We start from the raw sequence: 14,526 nt of genomic DNA on the forward strand, positions 1-14,526 counted from the left end.
AACCAAAAAACTTGCGGAGAATGTGAGGCAGAGCCTCGCAGCAAGTATTACCAGACCGCAGTCGAGTAAGGGATAACAAGATATCAGGGTAAGTTTGTTACGTAATTCGTCCGATAAATTACTTTGCACTACCTATCAAAACCTAAAGGAATGATTTCATGAATACTCAGATGAAGCTATCAGAAAATACGCAACAATTGCTCAATTGTCCAGCTTGCCAGTCAAAGTTAGAATTGGTCAAAGAGGAATTTGAATGTACAAATTCTGACTGTAAAGCTCATTTCCCTGTGGTTGATGGGATACCTGTTTTAATTAATGAGTCTTCGAGTATCTTTTCTTTTAGCGATTTCTTAAATCGCCAAGATACAACTTTCAATTTTCAATCCCAGTCAAAATTGAAAAAGATTGTTGCAAATCTGCTCCCGGATATTCATGCCAATATCAAGGGGAAAGCCAATTATAACCAGTTTTTAAAGCTGGTAATGCAGCTGAATAAAAAGCCTAAGATATTGGTGGTTGGTGGGGGTATAGTGGGAGATGGAATGGAAGCTGTTTTTTCCAATCCAGATTTGGAAATTGTTAGCACTGATGTTTCTTTTGGCCCTTGTACAGCATTAATCTGTGACGCTCACGACATACCCTTTGCTGATAACTCGTTTGATGGGGTAATTGTACAAGCTGTACTCGAACACGTTCTAGATCCCAACCGATGTGTAGAAGAAATTTATCGGGTACTTAAAAAAGGTGGAGTAGTTTACGCAGAAACTCCCTTTATGCAACAAGTACACATGGGACGATATGATTTTACTCGCTTCACCCATTTAGGACATCGCCGTTTGTTCCGCAAGTTTGAAGAAGCTTCTAGTGGTGCAGTGTGTGGCCCAGGAATGGCATTAGCTTGGTCATATCAATACTTTCTTTTGAGTTTTGTAAAGTCTGATGCGGCAAAATCTGCGGTAAAAGCTTTTACCAGGTTGACATCCTTCTGGTTAAAATATTTAGATTATTTCTTGATTGATAAGCCTGGTACATTTGATGCAGCATCAGGATATTATTTTATCGGGACAAAGAGCGATCGCGTTCTTTCTGACCGAGAATTGCTTAAGCTCTACAAAGGTATACAATAGAGTTTTTGCTCATTAAGATTGTTAAAAATTTATTGCCGGATTTAAGATGTCTAATGTGGCAATTTTTCTCACCTCCCTCGAAGGTGGTGGCGTTGAGAGAGTGCTAGTTAACTTGACTCGTGGTTTTATCGAGCAAGGTTTAAGCGTAGACTTAGTTTTAGTTAAGGTCGAAGGGCCTTTCCTACCTCTGGTTCCGCCAGAAGTAAACATCATAGACTTGCAGGGTAAGCGGCTAATAACCAGTCTTCCCGCGCTGGTACGCTATCTAAAAGAAAACAAACCGCAAGCTTTACTTTCGGCTTTGGAAGATACGAACTTAGTGGCTTTGTGGAGCCGAAAAATAGGTGGCGTATCTACTCGAACGGTAGTTAGCGTGCATAATACTCTTTCCATAGAGTCCCAAAATTCAACTCAACTTAAAAGGCGAATTTCACCTTATTTGGCACGCTGGTTCTACCCGTGGGCTGATGCAGTTGTTACAGTATCTCAAGGGGCGGCGGATGATTTAATAAAATTGGGTTTGTCTAAGGAACTGGTTAAAGTAATCTACAACCCAGTTGTTACCCCAGAACTTTTTAAAAAAGTTGCTGAACCTGTGGAGCATCCTTGGTTTACACCGGGTTCGCCTCCGGTGATTTTGGGTGTGGGACGCTTGGAAAAGCAGAAAGATTTTCCAATGCTAATTCGCGCTTTTGCACAAGTGCAGCAGCAGCGTCCGGCAAAGTTGATGATTTTGGGTGAGGGAAAAGAACGTCCACAACTTGAGGCTTTGGTGCAGGAACTAGGTTTAACAGAAGTTGTAGCTTTACCTGGTTTTGTAGCGAATCCCTATGCTTATATGGCTGCATCGGATGTGTTCGTTCTTTCATCTTTATTTGAGGGGTTGCCTACTGTATTAATTGAGGCGATGGCTGGAGGAACCAGGGTGGTTTCTACCGATTGCGAGAGTGGCCCTGCTGAGATTTTAGAACACGGTCGCTATGGAAAATTAGTACCTGTGGGAGATGTTAAGGGTATGGCAGAGGCTATTATTAAGAGTTTACAGGAGCCTCGAAATTCTGAAGCTTTACGGCAAAAGGCTGCGGAATATTCCCTAGAAAATGCTTTAACAGGGTATCGGCAGGTATTGAATGTTAGCTAACGCTATTTTCTTCCTTTGCTTCTGCTTTAATTAGAGGAATTTATTAGGTTGGGTTGAGGAACAAGCCGTAGTAAAGAACGTTGGGTTTCCTTCCTCAACCCAACCTACAGATTCAGTAATTTTTGAGCGGGAAGAAAGTAAGATAACGACTGGTGAAATTTAAAAAGTTTGAAGAGATAAAGCATGAACGGTAATCCTAAAGTTAGCATTCTCATTAATAACTACAACTATGCTCGTTTCCTGTCGGAGGCGATTGATAGCGCTCTTAATCAAAGTTATTCTCACACTGAAGTAATTGTAGTAGATGACGGTTCTACCGATAATTCACGGGAAATTATTGCCAGTTACGGAGATAAGATTACCCCAGTGCTAAAGGAAAATGGGGGACAAGCTTCGGCTTTTAATGCTGGTTTTGCAGCGAGTAGTGGGGATATTATTTGCTTTTTAGACGCTGATGATGTCTATGTGCCGGAAAAAGCGACAGAAGTTGTAGAGGCGTTTAGCGATCGCGCAGATTTAGAATGGTGTTTTCACTCGCTTAAGTGGGTGGATGCTGAGGGTAAACCTACTGTTACTGAAAATGGCACTGAAGGTGGATCTATTAGCAAGAATGGGGCTGAAAATCCCAAACGCGAGTACGATCTGAGAGAATATATCAAAAAGGGGAAGCTGAAGGATAAATTAGACAATCTTCCTTCTACCACAGGACTTTGCTTTAGGCGATCGCTTCTACAACAAATTTTACCAATGCCTGAAGCTAAGAGAATTGGTCTTAATGATGGTTATTTAGAATTTACGGCAATAGGACTGGGTAAAGGTCTGATTTTTGATAAAGAATTAGCTCTTTATAGAGTACACGGTTCCAACGCTTATTCTATGAGGAAGGATAAGCAAAAGGTGCAAGCGCGAATAATTGTTCTTACAGCCTATTGGATCAAAAAGAAATTCCCATCGTTTTCAAAATTTACCAATAATTTGTTAGCAACAGGTTTGGGTATGTATGGGCGTTCTGGAGGAGTTGAAGAGGAATGTCAGGAATTTGTCAAAAGTTATTTATCTTCGGTGACGCTACCAGAAAAAATGGAAATTTATATGAGGGCGCTTTACAATTATCTGAAAAATACTAAATTTTAAAAAATTAATAATAATAGATATAGCAGCATCCGGTAAGTCGCTCTCATGACGGGAGTGCGATAAGCGAAAAAATATTCGTTTAGGACTGCTGTATAACAAAAATTGATAATTGAGCAAGAGTCAATCTACCAAGCTCAATTAATAAGACAGGGAAAGCAAGATGAAACGATTTATAACAGTGCTAGTTTCTCTAACCGGGCTGGTTTTTTATGCAGTCCTGGCGGAGGTGCCAAGGGCGGCTGAAGCCCAGGATGACCCGTGCTTTATGGTTGCTCCGGGAGGCAGAACCGTCAACTTAGGCCATCTGTGCGGCGGCGACTCGACTAGCAAACGGGCGTTTCAAGCCCCAATCAAACGCCGACTAGGTGGTACACCCGTAATTGATGTGACATTTAATGGCGGGCAAACTTACGAGATGATTCTAGATACCGGGGCTAGCGGGACGATGATTACCCGCCGAATGGCATCGGCCTTGCGGGTAGTGCCAGTGACAACGGTTAAAGCTGATACTGCCAGTGCGGTAGGAGTAGAATTTCCTGTAGGATACGTGCAATCGATGTCTGTAGATGGTGCCGTTGCCAATAAAGTGCTAGTAGCGATCGCAGGTGCAGATCAAGACATTGGACTTTTGGGGCATGACTTCTTTGGCAATTACGATGTCACCGTGAAACGGGATGTGGTGGTGTTTCAACTGCGCTGAGGTTGTCGGGGAAAAAAAATACTCACCCTGTGGCGGAAGCGGCGCTAAATCCTAACTGCCAGCATGACACCGCGATCGCCCAATCTTCCTGAGTGTGAACAATTAGCACTCGGATTTTTGATTCAAAAGTGGCGATATCGCGATCGCGCGGGGATGCGGCATTTTCTTGGGGATCTAGTTGCAAACCAAGAAATTCAAAAGCTGTACAGGCTTGCTCTCTTACCGCCGCCGCATTTTCACCGACACCGCCAGTAAACACCAGTGCATCTAAGCCGCCTAAACTTGCAAGCATGGCACCAATGTGCTTGCGAAGTGAATGCACGTAAATATCAAACGCTAAAGTTGCGCGTGGGTTTTCTTGAGCGATCGCACTCAGTATATGGCGCATATCCCCCGATAAGCCGGAAATACCCTTTAATCCGGAAAGCGAATTGAGCATTTTGTCAAGCTTTTCGGCATCCATCCCTGACTGGCGCAATAAATGAATTAAAATCCCAGGATCGACAGAACCTGATCGACTGCCCATCATCAACCCTTCCAGAGGAGTAAACCCCATCGTAGTATCGATGCTGTAACCGTTGAGAATTGCCGCCAGGGAACAACCATTCCCCAGATGACAGGTAATCAGGCGCAGAGAGTCGAGGTTTCTCCCCAGAATTTGTGCAGCGCGTTGAGCGCAGTATTGATGGCTGATCCCGTGGAAACCATACCGCCGGATACCTTGTTCTAACCACTCGTAAAGACCAGGATATACATAAGCTGCGGGCGGTAGTTGGCTGTGAAAGGCGGTGTCAAACACAGCAACTTGGGGAACGGAAGCACCGAGAATTTGCTCTATGGCTTCAATTCCCTCAAGATTGACTGGGTTATGGATGGGGGCATATTCCGCAAGACGAGCGATCGCGTCTTTGACTTCGGCTGTAATCAAAGTGGGGAGGCGATATTCTTCTCCCCCATGCACCACCCGATGACCGACAATATCAATATCTGTAGGTTTTTCCAGCACCTGAGTATCGCCACACCAGAGAGTTTCCAGCATAGAAGCGATCGCTTTTAACCGATCATCTAAGGGTAACTTGTCCTCAAAAACTGCACCTCCTCCAGTTTTTACCTCAATTAAAGCCATCCCAGGCTGCTTCGTCCAGTCAATTTCCGCCTCCCACAAAGGAGTTAAGGGTTCCTGTGGTAAAGAGTCCCCTAACTCATACAAGCAACTCTTCTGGCTGCTAGATCCCGCATTCAAAACTAATATCTTCATTTTCTCGTTCCCAGGCTCAGCCTGGGAATGCGTATTTGGAGGCTCAGCCTCCTGTATCTAAACAAGAGGCTGAGCCTCTTGGAAGGCGTTCCCAGGTTGAACCTGGGAACGAGCCTAAACGCGCTAAAGCTTCTCTTAGCCCCCTCTCCGCTTGCGGGGAGGGGGTTGGGGGTGGGGTTCCTCTAATAAGGCCATTTCCAATCACGAATTTCCGGCATATCCTCGCCGTGTGTGGTGATGTAATGCTTGTGTTCAATCAACTTATCGCGCAGCATTTGTTTCACATAAGCCGCCGCATATCCCAGTTCTGGCACCCGATCGATTACATCCCCCGCCAGGTGGAAGCGATCCAAATCGTTGAGAACCACCATATCAAACGGCGTAGTCGTCGTGCCTTCTTCCTTGTAACCCCGGACGTGGAGGTTATTGTGATTCGTCCGGCGGTAGGTGAGACGATGGATCAGCCAAGGATAGCCGTGATAGGCAAAGATGACAGGCTTATCAGTAGTGAAGATGGTGTCAAAGTCTTTATCAGACAAACCGTGAGGATGCTCACTTTTTGGCTGAAGCGTCATCAAGTCAACCACATTCACCACCCGCACCTTCAGATCGGGGCAGTGCTGACGGAGAATGTCAACTGCTGCCAGAGTTTCTAAAGTGGGAACATCTCCAGCGCACGCCATCACTACATCTGGTTGGCTACCTTTATCGTTACTCGCCCATTCCCAGATACCAATACCTACCGTACAGTGCTTGATTGCCGCATCCATATCAAGATACTGCAAGGCGGGCTGTTTCCCGGCAACGATGACATTGACATAGTTGCGACTGCGTAAACAATGGTCTGTCACCGACAGCAGGGTATTAGCATCGGGGGGTAGGTAAACCCGGATGATTTCTGCCTTCTTATTGACAACGTGATCGATAAAGCCGGGGTCTTGGTGGGAAAAACCATTGTGATCCTGCCGCCAGACGTGGCTTGTTAGCAGGTAGTTGAGGGAAGCGATGGGTCGCCGCCAGGGAATGTGGCGAGTAGTTTTGAGCCACTTGGCGTGTTGATTGAACATCGAGTCGATGATGTGAATGAACGCCTCGTAGCAGGAGAATAACCCGTGGCGACCAGTTAGGAGATATCCTTCCAACCAGCCTTGGCACATATGTTCGCTTAAGACTTCCATCACGCGACCATCGGGGGAAATGTTGCCGTCGATGGGGAGAATTTCGGCGGTAGATACTCGGTCTGTGACTTCAAATACAGAACTGAGGCGGTTTGATGCCGTCTCGTCTGGCCCGAATAACCGAAAGTTCTGGCGTTCGCCGTTGAGTGTCATGATGTCCCGCAAAAACATTCCCATGATGCGGGTAGCTTCACTGATAACGGTGCCGGGTTTGGGGACATCGACGGCGTAATTGCGGAAGTCTGGCATCTTCAGGTCTTTTAGCAACAAGCCACCGTTAGCGTGGGGGTTCGCACCCATGCGGCGATCGCCTAATGGTGCCAGTTCTTTAAGTTCGGGAATTAACGTTCCGTTTTCATCGAAGAGTTCTTCGGGTTTGTAACTCTTCATCCAGTCTTCGAGCATTTTCAGCTGCTCTGGCTTGTTCACCAAGTCTGATAATGGGACTTGATGCGATCGCCAGTAATTTTCTACGGGTTTACCATCTACTTCTTTTGGCCCCGTCCAGCCTTTAGGCGTCCGCATGACAATCATCGGCCATTGGGGGCGCTTGCTGAACCCATTGCTTCGGGCATCTTGTTGGATGTCTTTAATTTCTGCGATCGCACTCTCCAGGGTTTGCGCCATCAACTGGTGAACATCTTCAACAGGATAAGACCCCTCAACGAAATAAGGCTTGTAGCCGTAGCCAACGAACAGGTGTTCCAGTTCCTCATCACTCAGCCGCGCTAACACTGTTGGCCCAGCGATTTTATAGCCATTCAGGTGTAAAATCGGCAGCACAGCCCCATCGTGGACTGGGTTAAGAAACTTGTTACTGTGCCAACTGGTAGCCAGGGCTCCAGTTTCCGCTTCCCCGTCCCCAACAACGGCACAGACAATCAGATCCGGGTTGTCGAAGGCAGCACCGTAGGCGTGGACGAGTGCGTAACCGAGTTCTCCGCCTTCGTGAATTGAGCCGGGAGTTTCGGGTGCAACGTGGCTAGGGATACCACCGGGGAAAGAAAACTGTTTGAACAGCGACTTCATGCCCTGAGCATCCTGAGATATGTTGGGGTAGAATTCGCTGTAAGTACCTTCTAAGTATGTGTTGGCGACTAAACCGGGCCCGCCATGACCAGGCCCAGCAATGTAGATTACCTGAAGGTCATACTTTTTAATCAGGCGATTGAAATGGACGTAGATGAAGTTCAGACCCGGAGTTGTCCCCCAGTGTCCAAGTAGCCTGGGTTTGACCTGTTCTATCGTCAGTGGTTCTTTGAGTAGCGGATTGTCTAATAAATAGATTTGTCCGACGGAAAGGTAGTTAGCAGCACGCCAGTAAGCGTTGATCTTGTGCAGTTCTTCGGCGGTCAGCAGACCTTTTTGCAGTGTGGGAGCGATCGCTTGAACCATAATGATTTTCTACCTTCTGGATCGTGGGAATTAGTTGGTAGCAGTACGAAATGCAACTGACAGCTTCAAATTATTAAACGAAGTTGTCTTGTTGCCATAATTATGGGTGCCACATCCAGCTCCGGCCCAATTTGTTAAGAATTGCTTTAACAAGTTGCAAAATTTTATTGATTTTGTTTCATAACTATTTCTCTTGGTGGATGCAAATAAAGAATATAGCAATCCTAAATAATTCCTGACACCCTGTAGGGAGATGGGATTGCTGTATCCTTACACCAGGGCGAATACTCGTTAACAATTTAAATAGGATTTCTATATTCCATTCGGAATAACTTGATAGTATCGACGGATGAATTTGTCAGCGCCAGAGGCAAGTCCTGAATCAGACTTCACTTTTGCGGACTGGCAAGTGGCAGGATGACGGTAAACGTTGTCCCTATTCCAGCTTCACTTTGTACGGAAATCTGACCCCCATGTGCCTCTACGCACTTTTTGACAATCGCTAGACCAAGACCATTGCCAGGAATTGTGCTGACATTTCTAGCGCGATTGAAAGGTTGAAACAGTCTTTTTTGGTCTTCTAAAGGAATACCAATGCCCCGATCTTGAATCCGAAAAATGACTGTTTTCTCCTGACCAATCAGTTCAAACCAAACTGTGCCGTCTTCGGGTGAATACTTAATGGCGTTGGCGAGTAAATTTCCTAATATGTGCCGTAGCAAATTTTCATCCCATAACGCCTCACCCAATTCTCCTTGACAGGTGAAAACAATAGTAAAATGCTTTTCACCTGTACTAAGTTGTAACTCTTCGACCAGTTGGCGGCAAAACGGTTCTAAAGCTAACTGAGTAGGTTGATACTGAAGTTTACCTAAATCGGCTTTACCGATTAATAAAACCTCATTCAATAGCTGATCCATGTTTTTGATCGCCGAACGCATCCGCAAGAAGTGAGTAAGTTTTGTCTCCTTGGTTAATTTGTCGTCATGGTTTTGGAGAAATCCAGTAGAGAGGAGAATAGTAGTTAGTGGATTGCGGAAATCGTGAGAGAGCATCGAAACAAATTCAGATTTCATCTGGCTGACTTCTTTAGCTTTAACCAGTTCAGCCGTTCGTTCCTGAACCCGAATTTCTAACGCTTCATTCGCTTCTCGTAATGCTTCCATAACTTGCGATCGCTCAATTGCATAGCGTATGGAGCGAACCAGCAGGTCTACATTGAGCTGCCGCTTAACTATATAATCTTGCGCCCCCTGCCGAACCGCCTCAATTGCTAATTTCTCATCGTTCGTATTCGTTAGCACCACAATCGGTAAGCTAGGGGCGTGGCTGTTTAAGGGAGCCAGGGATTCTAATCCTTGACTATCTGGTAGGGTCAGATCCAACAAGATGATATCAAAACAATCTTCCTTGAGTCGGTTGAGGGCTTCCCCCAATCGCTTGACATGAACCAGACTAAACTGATTGCCGTTGGCTTGCTTCAGATACTCTTGCAAAAGTCTGGCTTCTGCCAGGTTGTCCTCAATTAACAAGATTTTTATTGAGGTTGCAGGCATAGTCTTTTAGTTTTTCTCCCTGCGCTCCCCAATGTTTGAGTTTTGAGTTTTGAGTTTTGAGCCAAAAGTGAGGAGTCAGAAGTTTTAAGTGTAAATAAATTTTGAATTTAAAACCATTCCCTGACCTAAGCCAAGGGATCAAAATTCCTAACTTCTCACTTATAACTTCTAATTCCTAAATTCTCATTTTTAACTCAGAACTCAAAATTTTATTCTGACGGTAGGGTGACGGTTTCTAGCCAAAACTCTTCAATCCCTTTGACAATTTTGAAAAGCTGGCTGAGATTGCGGGATTTAGTGATGTAGCAATTTACGTGCAACTCATAGCTTTGGGAAATGTCATCCTCGTTTTTTGAAGTTGTCAGCACTACCACCGGAATGCGTTTTAGCTTAGGGTCGGCTTTAATTTCCGCCAGAACCTCTCGACCATCCTTCTTCGGCAAGTTCAAATCCAAGAGAATCAAGTCTGGGCGAGGTGCATCAGCATACTCGCCTTCCGGACGTAAATAAGCCATAGCATCCATGCCATCCCTGACAATCATTACTTGATGCGGCACCGAGCTATTTTTCAACGCTTCTTGAATTAAGCGGATATCAGCTTTATTGTCCTCCACCAAAAAGATTGTTTTGAGCTTTTCGTCCGTTTCTACGCTCACGATCGCGTCCCCCTACTGGAATCGTAAAGTAGAATGTCGCACCCTGACCAAGTTGCGACTCTACCCAGATGTTGCCTCGGTGGCACTCTACAATCTTCTTACAAATAGCCAGACCCATGCCTGTGCCAGCATACTCATCCCGCGTGTGCAGGCGTTGAAAGATGACGAAAATGCGATCGCTAAACTGCGGATCGATGCCAATCCCGTTATCCCGCACTGAAAATAGCCACGCATCCTCTTGGCGAGAAACTCCCACATGAATTTCTGGCTGCTGGTTACTCCGGAACTTGATAGCGTTGCCAATCAGGTTCTGGAACAACTGCATCAGCTGCGCACTATCAGCCATGACGCTTGGCAAAGGATCGTGGGTAATAACAGCTTTGCTTTCCGCGATGCGTCCCCGCAAATTGCCTAAGGCTCGGTCTAATGGTGTCTCTACCTCCGTCAGTTCAAACTCGATACCCTGCACATCCACCCGCGAGTATGCCAGCACATCATCTATCAGCGTCTGCATCAGGCTGACTCCCTCGACGGCAAAGGTAATAAACTCTTTGGCATCTTGGTCAAGTTGCTCTTCATAGCGCATCTCTAACAGTTGCACATAGTTCGCTACTTGATTTAGCGGTTCTTGCAAATCATGGGAGGCGACGTAGGCAAACTTTTTTAGCTCAGCGTTGGAACGTTCTAGATCGTGAGCTAACTGAGCCAGTTCATCGGCTTGACGCAGCACAATATTAATAATTGCCTTTCGCAGTTCAAGCGCTGCTTTAATTTCCACCTGTTTCCAGGGTAAAGATGTTAAACGAACCGTTTCTTTCCACAATTCAAATGATTTCCGAGGGGACAGATGTACCCTTCCCTCTGGGTGAGTTGCTTCAAACGCTTTATTGGGATCGCCTCCCCAATTGACAGTTTAAATTACTTCTGGTCGAAGCCACAAAACATAGTTTTTCTTGGAAATTGGAATAGCTAGTAAACCACTGGCGACGTTTTTGAATTTTTCTGCATCTGGGTAAGTTTGAGCCAAGGAATTTGTGTAGAAGACTTCTTGATTTACATTATTTTTTAGCCATTGAACTAAAAAATTCAAGTCTTCTTCTTTAGGAGTCTACCCGACAGTTGTGCAAGTCCCACCAAAACACACGGCTGCTCCTTGAGCGCTGGCAAGATCGAGGAGATTCGGCTGGTGTTTAAGTAAACCATCAATAAAGTTTTCTTCTTGGGACATATATTCAATCAAAGCTGATTGGATATATGTCAACTTCATCCGATAGTCGTAATCTTCTGTCTCTTCTCTAACTGAAACTTCCGAAAAGATTACTCTTCCTAGAAATTCGCAAGCTTTACGCAACTCATAAGAAACATACTTTGGTGACTGATGATGACAAGCAATAAGTCCCCAAAGTTTTTGATCTTTAATCAAAGAGATAGTCAGACTTGCACCAACACCCATGTTGTGCAAATACTGTATATGACAGGGAGAGGCGCTTCTCAGAATGGAGTTCGTTAAATCTAGCGATCGCTGATTTATCGGATTATTCACAGGGAAGATTTGAACAGGCTGAGAATTGGCATCTGGTATTAATCTGATCCAATTGGAAGCGAATAATCTTCTCGCTGGTTTAGGAATATCTGACTCTGGGTAGTGAAGACCTAAATAAGGCTCCATACTTTCCAGTTTTTCTTCAGCAATGACAGAGCCATGCCCATCATCAAATTTATATAACATCACTCTGTCAAATCCAGTGACTTTTCTCACCTCTTTGACAATGATTTTACAAAAGTCTCGGAGACTTGATGTTTCTTCTAGCTGATTGATAGAAGCTCTAGCTAGATGATAAAAGCTTAAAAATGGAATATTTTCTTGGGAAACTGCTGGTTCCAGTTCCAGAATCAAAAATCCGTCTGAATTACGGTGAAAAACTGCATCAAATACTAAGAAGTCGTCACCTTTTTTTCTAATCCAAATCTTTGTAGGGTTGATGTAATCAAGAGTTTCCTCGGCTAGTCCGGCTTTAATTCTTTCTACTTGAAATGGATCGATAACTTCATCCAGTTGTTTTCCAAGTATATTTTCGGGGGTAATTCCAAAAATAGTGGATGTATTACTGCTAAGTTGTAATATTTTTAGCTCAGGTTCTTCTAAAACGAAGATTAACCCGTGAGGCTGAATTTGACCACAATTATGGATTGATTTTTGTTCCAAACTAGCCAAACTAACATCTTGTATTTGTAAATCTATTTCCGCCATGATTCTCCTTTATTATCCGGCGTAGCAAAAATTAGAACACTGATAGTAGATGAAATCCTATCGTGGTTACAAATTTACCTGAATGTAACTTCCGTACCAGTTAAAAATTTACTTGGTTGATGCCGCAGACGGACAGGGGCTGAAAAATTTTGTTCTTGACTCTAATTAGCCGTCTTTCGCAGTGTTTCCCTGACCTGCTTGCGTTCATCAGCATAGCACAGGTATCTCTTTAGCATTCCTATAGTAAATGTTAAAAATTGTGCGGCGATAAGACACTTTTTTACTTGTTTTATTTTTCCTATACAGACGACAGGATAACGATTTCTAGCCTAAATTATGTGATTCTACTAACAATATTACCCAAGTAATCAAGGTTGCGTGTCTTACAATGTAACAATTTATTCGTAATTTGCAACTATTAAAAATATCCTCTTGATATTTTGAAATCTTTAGCTGCACTACCGGAATGTGTTTTATCATCTTTCTACCGCTGCTTTCGGGGGTAGCGGAGGCGGGGAGAGTTTCTGGAAAACAATATCTTTGAGTACAAATCTCGTTCTGCAAAAATTGCCTAAACAACAATACGTTCAATTAGAGTTAAAAATTTAGAATCTGGGATTTGCAGGGCAAACGCATCTAAAATAATTTGACAACCACAGAATGTTATGCATCTCATGTTTTGTCAAAAAAAACTTCACATCAACAAATATTTTGTGTTTAGCTGACTCAAATCTGCTGCCCAAAGTAACTCCAAAATTGCCTAAAAACTTTGTGTAATTTAGTAGAAACTAGCTAGAATCGAGATGGATAAATATTATGTAAATACATGCAGCATCAGCTAAGCTAATTGCTCACTCCCTGACTCCAAAAGGGGTAAAATTTACTCAACTGATGCTTTGAGCTGTTTAATTAGTAATCACTCGCCTCAAATAGTCATTATCTAGGGCTGCTCGATATCGTTTTTGGGCAAGGCTGCTGTTAACAGTTTTTTCTTGGCGGAGAAGATTAATTGCTAAATGCCTGAGTAGGGCAAAGTTCTGAGGAGCATAGTCCTTACGAATCCGACTTTTATCTTCAGCAAACGTCACATCCAATACCCAATGCAGTGAATTCTCAACCCCCCAATGACTGCGTACAGCCTCACCCAATATTTTGGCTTCACTGGTAAGACTACTGATGTAGTAACGGACTTCATAGGTAGTTTTGTTCCACAACCGACGTTCAGAGACAATCATCCCAATAGTGCGTATCCCTGCCCACTGCTGTGCATAGTTTCCCTCTAACAAACAAACTGGAACCGTCCAACATTTGCGGATTTCAATCCGGTCGTGATTAGCTTCTATGGTTTCGTAGTAACTGTAGTCAATCCCCTCAAACTCCTGTATCCTTGCTTGCTCAAACCATTCCTTTACTGCCTTATGTAGGCGACCTTGATTTCCTTTAAGAGCCAGGATGTAATCAGCTTTTTTTTCAATAATGGTTTGGGCAATGCTCTGCTGGCATCCAATTGCATCAATTGTAATGATGCATCCAGCAATTTCGAGCAGATTCAGCAGGACAGGAATTGCTGTAATTTCATTGGAGTTCTCCTCCACCTTCACCTGTCCTAGAACTAGACGATGCTGACTAGCCCAAGCGCTGACCAAGTGAAGAGCACTGTGTTCTCCATTTCGGTCGAAAGAACCCCGCATGACCTTGCCATCAATGGCAACTACTTGCCCACCTAGGCTAGTAGTCAAACTATTCATCCACTCCTGGAAGCTTTGCTGTAATTGCTTTGGGTCTAGGCGAGCAAATACCCTAGCAAACGTATCGTGGGAAGGAGTGCCATTCGGCAGGGGCAGAAATTGTTCCAGCCAGTCTCGCTTTGAACAGGCATAGGTTTCAATTGCTACCCAGCTATCAGCCCCACATATGACGGCTAGGATGGCGATCGCAACGATACTAATCAATGGATGGTGTTTGGTACGCTCGATTCTGGGGTCTTTCAGCTTCCCAAAATACTTAAGGATGCTTGCTTCCAGGCTGAAGCTCATGGTGGCAGGAAAATCGTCAAACGGTCAGCCTCGAATAGTATCACAAGTCTGACCCACATTTAGATGCGTTTACCCTGCTGGGATTTGTTAGTTC

Annotated in this window: 9 protein-coding genes and 1 pseudogene; 4 read left to right on the forward strand and 6 right to left on the reverse strand. The window is 44.4% G+C overall.

Annotation, left to right across the window (positions count from 1 at the left end; translation table 11 throughout):
* Nucleotides 1–158: 158 nt before the first annotated feature.
* The 4 genes from H6F74_RS14455 (at nucleotide 159) to H6F74_RS14470 (ending at nucleotide 4,102) form a co-directional block, all read left to right on the forward strand.
* Nucleotides 159–1,127 (forward strand): methyltransferase domain-containing protein, encoded by a 969-nt coding sequence (locus H6F74_RS14455; RefSeq protein WP_190442238.1) that lies wholly within the window; start codon nucleotides 159–161, stop codon nucleotides 1,125–1,127.
* 46 nt (nucleotides 1,128–1,173) lie between these two features.
* Nucleotides 1,174–2,268, forward strand: a complete 1,095-nt coding sequence (locus tag H6F74_RS14460; protein WP_190442240.1) for a glycosyltransferase — start codon at nucleotides 1,174–1,176, stop codon at nucleotides 2,266–2,268.
* A gap of 183 nt (nucleotides 2,269–2,451) precedes the next feature.
* Nucleotides 2,452–3,402, forward strand: a complete 951-nt coding sequence (locus H6F74_RS14465) for a glycosyltransferase (RefSeq protein WP_190442241.1) — start codon at nucleotides 2,452–2,454, stop codon at nucleotides 3,400–3,402.
* A 160-nt stretch (nucleotides 3,403–3,562) separates the two neighbouring features.
* A complete protein-coding gene (locus H6F74_RS14470) occupies nucleotides 3,563–4,102 on the forward strand; it encodes a retropepsin-like aspartic protease (protein WP_190442243.1) in 540 nt (179 codons plus the stop codon).
* 22 nt (nucleotides 4,103–4,124) lie between these two features.
* Here H6F74_RS14470 and H6F74_RS14475 read toward each other — a convergent pair whose 3' ends face one another.
* The 6 genes and pseudogenes from H6F74_RS14475 to H6F74_RS14500 form a co-directional block, all read right to left on the reverse strand.
* Nucleotides 4,125–5,360 (reverse strand): acetate kinase, encoded by a 1,236-nt coding sequence (locus tag H6F74_RS14475; RefSeq protein ID WP_190442245.1) that lies wholly within the window; start codon nucleotides 5,358–5,360, stop codon nucleotides 4,125–4,127.
* A 182-nt stretch (nucleotides 5,361–5,542) separates the two neighbouring features.
* A complete protein-coding gene (locus tag H6F74_RS14480; protein ID WP_190442247.1) occupies nucleotides 5,543–7,933 on the reverse strand; it encodes a phosphoketolase family protein in 2,391 nt (796 codons plus the stop codon).
* Nucleotides 7,934–8,322: 389 nt separating this feature from the next.
* Nucleotides 8,323–9,489: a hybrid sensor histidine kinase/response regulator gene (locus tag H6F74_RS14485; protein WP_190442250.1), complete on the reverse strand. Its 1,167-nt coding sequence runs from the start codon at nucleotides 9,487–9,489 to the stop codon at nucleotides 8,323–8,325.
* Nucleotides 9,490–9,698: 209 nt separating this feature from the next.
* Nucleotides 9,699–10,145, reverse strand: coding sequence for a response regulator (locus tag H6F74_RS14490; protein WP_190442252.1), 447 nt, complete (start codon nucleotides 10,143–10,145; stop codon nucleotides 9,699–9,701).
* A pseudogene (locus H6F74_RS14495) lies at nucleotides 10,090–12,396 on the reverse strand (ATP-binding protein). Before H6F74_RS14495 ends, H6F74_RS14490 begins: the two are co-directional and overlap by 56 nt.
* A gap of 905 nt (nucleotides 12,397–13,301) precedes the next feature.
* Nucleotides 13,302–14,432, reverse strand: coding sequence for an ISAs1 family transposase (locus H6F74_RS14500; protein ID WP_190442255.1), 1,131 nt, complete (start codon nucleotides 14,430–14,432; stop codon nucleotides 13,302–13,304).
* Between the last annotated feature and the right edge of the window lie 94 nt (nucleotides 14,433–14,526).

Origin of the sequence: Trichocoleus sp. FACHB-90 (genome assembly GCF_014695505.1) — a bacterium.
Taxonomy (GTDB): Bacteria; Cyanobacteriota; Cyanobacteriia; order Cyanobacteriales; family FACHB-T130; genus Funiculus; species Funiculus sociatus.

Coding starts and splice junctions, on each gene's coding strand:
- H6F74_RS14455 (WP_190442238.1), top strand. CDS start 159: ATGAATACTCAGATGAAGCTATCAGAAAATACGCAACAATTGCTCAAT.
- H6F74_RS14475 (WP_190442245.1), bottom strand. CDS start 5,360: ATGAAGATATTAGTTTTGAATGCGGGATCTAGCAGCCAGAAGAGTTGC.
- H6F74_RS14500 (WP_190442255.1), bottom strand. CDS start 14,432: ATGAGCTTCAGCCTGGAAGCAAGCATCCTTAAGTATTTTGGGAAGCTG.
- H6F74_RS14470 (WP_190442243.1), top strand. CDS start 3,563: ATGAAACGATTTATAACAGTGCTAGTTTCTCTAACCGGGCTGGTTTTT.
- H6F74_RS14465 (WP_190442241.1), top strand. CDS start 2,452: ATGAACGGTAATCCTAAAGTTAGCATTCTCATTAATAACTACAACTAT.
- H6F74_RS14485 (WP_190442250.1), bottom strand. CDS start 9,489: ATGCCTGCAACCTCAATAAAAATCTTGTTAATTGAGGACAACCTGGCA.
- H6F74_RS14480 (WP_190442247.1), bottom strand. CDS start 7,933: ATGGTTCAAGCGATCGCTCCCACACTGCAAAAAGGTCTGCTGACCGCC.
- H6F74_RS14460 (WP_190442240.1), top strand. CDS start 1,174: ATGTCTAATGTGGCAATTTTTCTCACCTCCCTCGAAGGTGGTGGCGTT.